Source organism: Nostoc sp., from assembly GCF_036919555.1.
GTDB lineage: Bacteria > Cyanobacteriota > Cyanobacteriia > Cyanobacteriales > Nostocaceae > Nostoc.
In genome coordinates this window covers 117,531-125,239 of the sequence record NZ_JBALCS010000030.1, presented here as the reverse complement: position 1 = coordinate 125,239, position 7,709 = coordinate 117,531, and the positions used below count along the sequence as shown (strand labels likewise).

General features: G+C 42.8%; 3 protein-coding genes. All 3 read left to right on the top strand.

The genetic code is table 11. The features are described 5' to 3' along the window. Positions 1-497: 497 nt before the first annotated feature. The 3 genes from V7K36_RS09225 to V7K36_RS09215 all read left to right on the top strand — a co-directional run bounded on the left by V7K36_RS09225 (position 498) and on the right by V7K36_RS09215 (position 7,334). Positions 498-626, top strand: coding sequence for a hypothetical protein (locus V7K36_RS09225; RefSeq protein WP_335115049.1), 129 nt, complete (start codon positions 498-500; stop codon positions 624-626). A 253-nt stretch (positions 627-879) separates the two neighbouring features. Further along, positions 880-3,249, top strand: a complete 2,370-nt coding sequence (locus V7K36_RS09220; protein WP_335115047.1) for a phytase — start codon at positions 880-882, stop codon at positions 3,247-3,249. A gap of 983 nt (positions 3,250-4,232) precedes the next feature. Then, entirely contained in the window at positions 4,233-7,334 is a 3,102-nt protein-coding gene (locus V7K36_RS09215; protein ID WP_335115060.1) for an esterase-like activity of phytase family protein, read from the top strand. Positions 7,335-7,709 lie beyond the last annotated feature (375 nt).

The following is a 7,709-nucleotide window of genomic DNA, read 5'->3' as shown; positions in this document are numbered from 1 at the left end:
TGGATGTTTGAGTGGTTTATTCGACACACTACCTTTGATTTTGCCACTCTTCAGATGTACGGAATTTGTTCAAAAATCAAATAGGAGTCCTATATATGACTGAGAATAATTGCTGTGGCACAAAAGCATTTGCAAATCTGCAATTATTTTTTGTCTTAACCTATTGCTAGCTATTTCTTAATCTGACTGGGATAAGTTTAGGTTGCCCAATCAATTAAGAACTAATACGAAAAATTAGATAGGACTTACGCAAAACTACACGCGCTCAGGGACAATTCATGAATTGCCCCTACGGGAAATCAGGGCTTTCACTGCCTTTTTGTGTAAGTCCTGTTAGATATATAAGTGTCTTATGACAACCACTAAAAATAGTAGTTTGGAAGGCAAATTTTATAGAGACTTCTAATCCTGTTGGTTTCTCAGCAGATACCTTTTATCGCTTTGACACAAAGTGAACGTGCGATCGCACATTCACACAATTAAACGAAGAAGTTTTTATGCCCAAGATCGTTATTAATGAATTTTACCGTGGTGGCAACCTGACCACAACTGACGAATTCATCGGGCTTTTGCTTGTTCAAGACTTGACTGCTACACAGCTTGAGTCCTCAATACGGTTCGGTTAAGATCCTCCCGCTTACGGCGACCCCCTTAAAAAGGGGGTAAAAGATGGTTATAAGCCCCCCAATTTATCGGGGAGCCAGCGCTCCACTTGGGGTCTCCCCAAGTGGAGCGCTGGCGTGGGTTGGGGGGATCTTCGAGGAATAAACCGAACCGTATTGAGAAAGGCGCAGAGAGCAAGAGTTTGAAATGAAGGCTTTTGCTAGAAACGCCCACTCTGAATTTTCAAAACGTCTAGAATCTATCTCAGAATTAAACATGGTAACTACTAATACAATTCGCTTTTTCCAGTTCAATGCTTCTTTGAATCCTAACCCTGAAGCAGATGTGCAAACTGGCGCAACGGAACCGGGTGAAACTATTCCCAATGTTGGATTTGTGACGCAGAGTATTTTTCCCACAGGCTTTATTCCTGCTGGTATTGCGGGAACTGTGAATGAGATACAGACTCCAGTGGGTGGACTTTCTGGTGTCACTTACGATGCAGTTAACAACCGTTACTACGCGATCTCAGATGATCGCTCCCAAGTTGCCCCCGCCCGCTTTTATACCTTCACTACCGCCGATTCCGGGGTGATTTTTACTAATGTCACACCCCTAAAAGATACCAACGGCAAGTTTTTTCCACTAAACAGTCTCGACCCTGAAGGTATTGCTTTAACCAATAATGGGACAGTCTTTATATCTTCAGAGGGTGAAGTCAATCCTACTGCTGGTCGTGTTACCAATCCCTTTATTAAAGAGTTTTCCCTGACCACAGGGCAAGAGGTGCGTAGGCATAGCCCGCCGCAGGCATCGCTACCTGTTCCCAGCAAGTTCCTGCCAGTAGTTCAGGATACGAACGGCGATGGTATTGTTGATGCAGGTGATACGCAGACATCAGGCGTTTACAATAACTTAGCATTTGAAAGCCTCACCATTACACCTGACCAAAAAACCCTATTCACCGCTACTGAAAACGCCCTGTCCCAAGATGGATTAATCGCTTCACTCACCAGTGGCAGCCGTTCCCGGATTCTGCAATACAATCTGGTGACTGGACAGCCAGAAAAGGAATATCTCTATATTACTGATGCGATCGCCCAAGCACCCAACCCTAGCACAGGCTCCAGTTCTTACGGAGTTACCTTATACCGTAGTCCCATAACTAATGATTACTATGTCTTTACCAGTCGTCGCCAAACTGGAGATATAGCTCAGTTTAAATTGATTGACAAAGGTAATGGCAAAATTGGAGCGGAACTAGTGCGGGAGTTCACCATCCCCTCACCCACAGCAGCAGACCGTTCTCCCCAAACAGAGGGTATGGTGGTTGACCAAGAAACCGGCTTTCTCTACATAGCCCAAGAAGATGTGGGCATCTGGAAATTCCAGGCAGAACCGGACGGTGGTACAACAGGCAAGCTGATTGATCGCGTTCGTTTTGAGGGTGGTTCTCACCTTACCGATGACGCCGAAGGGTTGACCATTTATTACGGCAAAAACGGCACAGGCTACCTGCTAGCATCCAGCCAAGGCGACAGCACCTTTGTTGCCTTCACGAGTGTAGGCAACAACGAATATGTGGGTAACTTTGCCATTGGTAACAATGGGTCAATTGACAGCGTACAAGAGTCAGATGGTGCAGATGTAATTAACGTGCCACTGGGGTCTAACTTCCCATTTGGTTTATTTGTCACCCAAGACGGCTCTAATGAACCTGCCAAGACAATCGATGGCGAAAATGTCAACTCTAACTTTAAGCTGGTGCCTTGGGAAAATATAGCCAATGCACTACCCGATGCTCTAAATATCGATACTACTAGTTACGATCCCCGCAATCCTATTAACCTCACAGGTGTACAGCCTACTTTCACGAACAGTTTCGGTTCTACCAACAGCGATAATGTTACAGTTCAGCCAGGACAAACATTCTTTGCAGGTGACGGAGCAGATTTTATAGAGGGTACTGAAGGTAATACAATCCAGGTTGGAAACGGTGATGATACCGTACTGGTTGGCAGTAACTCTTCAGTATCCGGCGGAGATGGTAACGATCAAATTGTAATTGGTCAGAACGGCCCGGCTGAAAATACCAATGCTGATGGTGGCAATGGTAATGACGTTATTACCGTAGTCGAAGCCAATGGTAGTAATAATTTGTTTGGAGCCGCAGGTAATGATACTCTCACAGTCATTGAAGGTTCTCGTCAATCATTATTCGGTGGCTCAGGCAATGATACCCTCACTAGTGGCGGTAGTAATAACCGTCTCTACGGTGGTTCTGGGGATGATAAACTCTTCTCCAATATCAATGACTCATTGTTAGGTGGCGATGGTGATGATGTGTTATTTGCTGGTCAACAGGGTGGCGATCGCCTGAGTGGTGGTGCTGGTGCTGACCAGTTCTGGATTGCTAACGCCAGTCTGCCAGCTAGCAAGAACATTATTACTGACTTTGCAGTTGGGATTGATAAAATCGGGCTTGGTGGTGTTGGCGTAACTCAGTTTAGTGGGCTAACACTGTTACAACAGGGTAGTACCACTATCGTGAAAACCGGAAATACAGAGTTGGTTTCATTGCTCTTAATTACCTCAACTAGCCTGAGTGCAAATGACTTTGTTTTTTCTGCTAACGTCGTGGCTTAGTTTGTTGCCTAGCTTTTCGTAGGGGCGTACAGATTGTACGCCCTGATCAGCCGATTCATTTGTTGTCAAGATTTTTGAAAATGGTATAACATCATGTCCGCTTGATTAGTTATTAAACTCGAAGAACTCCAAAGAGCCAAAGCTACGCTTCGTCTTTCCTCCCCGCTTGCGGGGAGGGGATTAAGGGGAGCCAGCGCTCAGAGGGGTCTCCCCAAGTGCAGCATCTGGCGTGTAGGGTGCAATGACTGTGGAAATCATAACTAGTTATGCTGACATGGTATACATCATGATGCAGAAAATTTGATGCATAGGCGTAGCCAGCCGTAGGCATCGCTAGCCAATTCAAACTGAGAACAATCAAGTTTTATCTCTTCAGAATTATCAATAAATAATTCGGTAATCAAAGTATAAATATTTAATTTATTGATTTTTTAGGAAATATTCTTTTGTTGAGTGCATTTTAATCATTTATTCTATTTAACTTATTCTTTTCTTAATCTTGTCATGAAAAGATGTTTAGTGCTATCTAAGTTATCTCATAACTACTATCGACAGATTGAAATTCGGAATCGAAGTGTTACACAGTAACACAGATTAGTAGTTGACATTCCATTATTATTTCTCAAGCTTTCGATCGGGAGCATCTCAGTTTTGCAAATATACCAGATGAGAAACAAGATTCTTGCTGCCTCTCCTTAGTAAGGAGAGGGTTGGGGTGAGGTTTTACAAGGATTTTTACCAAAGTGAGATGTTCCCCTTTCGATCACTCTGGGAAAATGCGTTTTTTGTAAATGTATTCTCGGTGTTTATGTTGGAATCGGACTTAACGGACTTGCCCAAACTATATTTTTGTAATTCTTAAATTTACCCGTAATTCCGGTTTCTAGCGTGAGAACATGATTTATTTTTTCCACAATTAATGCAATGAGAGAACTTGAATAGCTTGTAATGCACTTAAATCCAAATACCTAACAAACATTCTAATTATGGCAATTAAGTTAGTAGGCTTTGCCTCTTTACCTGCTGATACCTTTAGTGATGGGCCAGTTTCTGGTAAAGAAATTTCAGCCAATGGCAGAACTGGCCCTTTCCCAGGACAGCCAATTCAAGGCTTCAGTGGTGTACAATTCGCTAACAGTCACTCTTTCTACTTCCTGTCAGACAATGGTTATGGTAGCAAAGATAATAGTGAAGACTTTTTACTGCGGATCAATCGTCTAGACCCGAATTTTAAGGGAACAGAAAATGGAGATGGCAGTGTTAAAGTTTTAGATTACATTCAACTGTCTGACCCTAACAAGAAAGTTCCTTTTCAAATAGTTAATGAGGGAACTACTGGAAGATTACTAACTGGTGCAGACTTTGATGTAGAGTCATTCGTTTTTGATAAAAACGGTACAATCTGGGTTGGAGACGAGTTCGGCCCCTATCTGCTGCATTTTGACGCCACTGGTAAGTTGTTAGAGGCTCCCATTGCTACACCTGACCAATTCAAGACTCTAAATGGAGAAGCACCTAAAGTTATTGGTCATAGAGGTGCAAGTGGTTATCGTCCAGAACATACCTTAGAGTCTTATAAACAGGCAATTGAGCGCGGTGCTGACTTTATTGAGCCTGACTTAGTAGTTACGAAAGATGGTGTGCTAATTGCTCGCCATGAGCCGGCTTTAGCAATTTTGAATGCTGATGGCACTGTTAATTTCAGCAACACAACCACAGATGTTTACAAACATCCAGAGTTTGCCGATCGCAAAAAAACAGTAAGTTTAGATGGAAACACAATTACAGGTTGGTTTGCTGAAGACTTCACTTTAGCTGAAATCAAGACTTTACGGGCAGAAGAGCGTCTACCTTTCCGGGATCACTCCTTCGATGATAAATTTGAGATTCCTACCCTCACAGAAATCATCAATCTGGTTAAGGATGTAGAAGCGACAACAGGTAAAAAGATTGGCATCTACCCTGAAACTAAGCATCCGACCTATTTTGCCCAAGAAGCCACTTATGTAGGCACCACGGACAAAATAAACAGAAACATCAGTCAGTTACTAATCGATACGCTCAAGGCAAATAACTTCACTGATCCTAGCCGCATTTTCATTCAGTCCTTTGAAGTATCTAACCTCAAACAACTGCATGATAGCATTATGCCTGCGGCTGGGGTGGATATTCCACTGATCCAACTTCTAGATGCAAGTGACATTGACATCAACGGTAAGATCATAGAAAGTCAGCCTTATGACCTGAAGGTGAGTGGTGATAATCGCACTTATGGCGACTTACGAACTCCAGAAGGCTTGGCACAAATTGCTACCTATGCTGATGGCATTGGTCCTTGGAAGCGGATGATTGTTAGTGTCAAAGGTACTGATGCTAATGGTGATGGCAAAGCAGATGATGTGAATGGGGATGGAGTAGTAAATGATGCTGATCAGACAACATTACCTCCTACTACGTTAATTCAAGATGCTCACAACGCAGGTTTGCAGGTTCACCCGTACACCTTCCGCGCAGAAGATCAGTATTTAGCAGCAGATTATAAAGGCAAGCTAGCACTAGAAATTCAGCAGTTCTATCAATTAGGGGTAGATGCGCTATTTACAGACTTTCCAGATATTGGGGATAAAGTACGGGATCAACTCAGAGATAATCCTCAGTATAATGTAGTGCGATCGCCACAAAATCCTGATGTCCTTTCAGGAGATGCCTTTGCTAACTTGGGTAGTTCCAAAGGTTTTGAAGGCGGAGCAATCAACGCCAGCAAAACTAAGCTCTACCTACTGCTAGAGGGGACTGTTCAGGGTGATACTCCTGGTGCTTTACGGATTAACGAATTTGATTTAGCTACCCACAAATACAGCGATCAACTACGCTATTACAAACTGGAAAATCCCTCAAATTCGATCGGGGACTTAACAGTTATTAATGATCATGAGTACTTAGTCATTGAACGGGATAACAATCAAGCATCTGCGGCTAAATTCAAGAAAATCTACAAAGTAGACCTGTCTAAAACAGATTCTAATGGCTATGTAGCTAAAGAAGAAGTTGCAAACTTGTTAAACATCCAAGACCCTAACGACTTAAATGGGGACGGTAAAACAACCTTTAACTTCCCATTTCAAACAATTGAAAATGTGTTAGTTGTTGATAAAAACACCATTTTGGTCGCTAATGACAACAATTATCCCTTCTCAATAGGTCGTCCTGGCAATGATCCTCAGCATCCAGTAATAGACAACAACGAAATCATTTTGTTGAAGCTGGATAAGTCCCTGAACCTTACTCCTGGCTTAGGTCAGCCTCAACCTGAAGAAATTAAGTCTGGCTCCACTAGCAGCGATGATATTACCGTTCAGCCGGATAAAACCTTATTCACAGGTGACGGAGCAGACTTTGTAGAGGGTACTAAAAGTAACACAATCGTGGCTGGGAACGGTGATGACACGGTGGTGGTCGGCAGTGACTCCTCAGTGTCCACAGGAGAGGGTAATGATCAAGTATTGATTGGCGCAAATAGCCCTGCTAACAACACTAGTGCTGATGGTGGTGCTGGTGATGACCAAGTTACCGTAGTTGAAGCCAATGGTAGTAATAATTTGTTTGGGGCAGCAGGTAATGATACTTTGACAGTAGTTGAAGGTACTCGTCAACTGTTCTTCGGTGGCTCCGGTAACGACACCCTCAAGAGTCAAGGTAGCAATAACCGGCTCTACGGTGGTTCTGGGGATGACAAACTTTTCTCCAGTGTCAATGATTCGCTATTTGGTGGTGATGGTGATGATGTGCTATTTGCTGGTCAACAGGGCGGTAATCGCTTGAGTGGTGGTGCTAGTGCTGACCAGTTCTGGATTGCTAACGCCAGTCTGCCAGCTAGCAAGAACATTATTACTGACTTTACAATCGGGGTTGATAAAATCGGGCTGGGCGGTATTGGTGTGACTCAGTTTAGTGCTTTAACACTGTTGCAGCAGGGTAGTGACACAATAGTGAAAACCGGAAATACACAGTTGGCTTCATTGCTGGGAATTACCTCAACTAGCCTCACAGCAAATGATTTCGTTTTTTCTGCTAGTGTCGTTTAGCCGAAAGATGATTACAGCTTAGATTCAACATTCAAAATTAGTTAATATCTAGCGATTTTGCTAATGCGGGGGAGTGATACTCCCTCATTTTTTATATCTATTAGTAATTTTGTCTTTAAAGATCCTTCTACTTTCTATCCCTATTATCCCAAATCTTAACTTGTTTATAACTTTCCTTAAACATTGAACAACTATCTTTTGAGGCAGTGACCATTACATTCATTTAATTGTCTGCACTAATTTGTGTGGACACTAAGCATTTGGTTGCCAAATACTACTTAGGTTTCTGTAGCTAACAATTTTTGCTTGGGTTGAGTGTAATTAATCCCTCAGTCTATATACACACAATTGCTGCGATTAATCGTAGCTCACAAT

Bases quoted from the DNA above. Each gene is read 5' to 3' on its own strand.
- V7K36_RS09225 (WP_335115049.1), top strand. From the start codon at position 498: ATGCCCAAGATCGTTATTAATGAATTTTACCGTGGTGGCAACCTGACC.
- V7K36_RS09220 (WP_335115047.1), top strand. From the start codon at position 880: ATGGTAACTACTAATACAATTCGCTTTTTCCAGTTCAATGCTTCTTTG.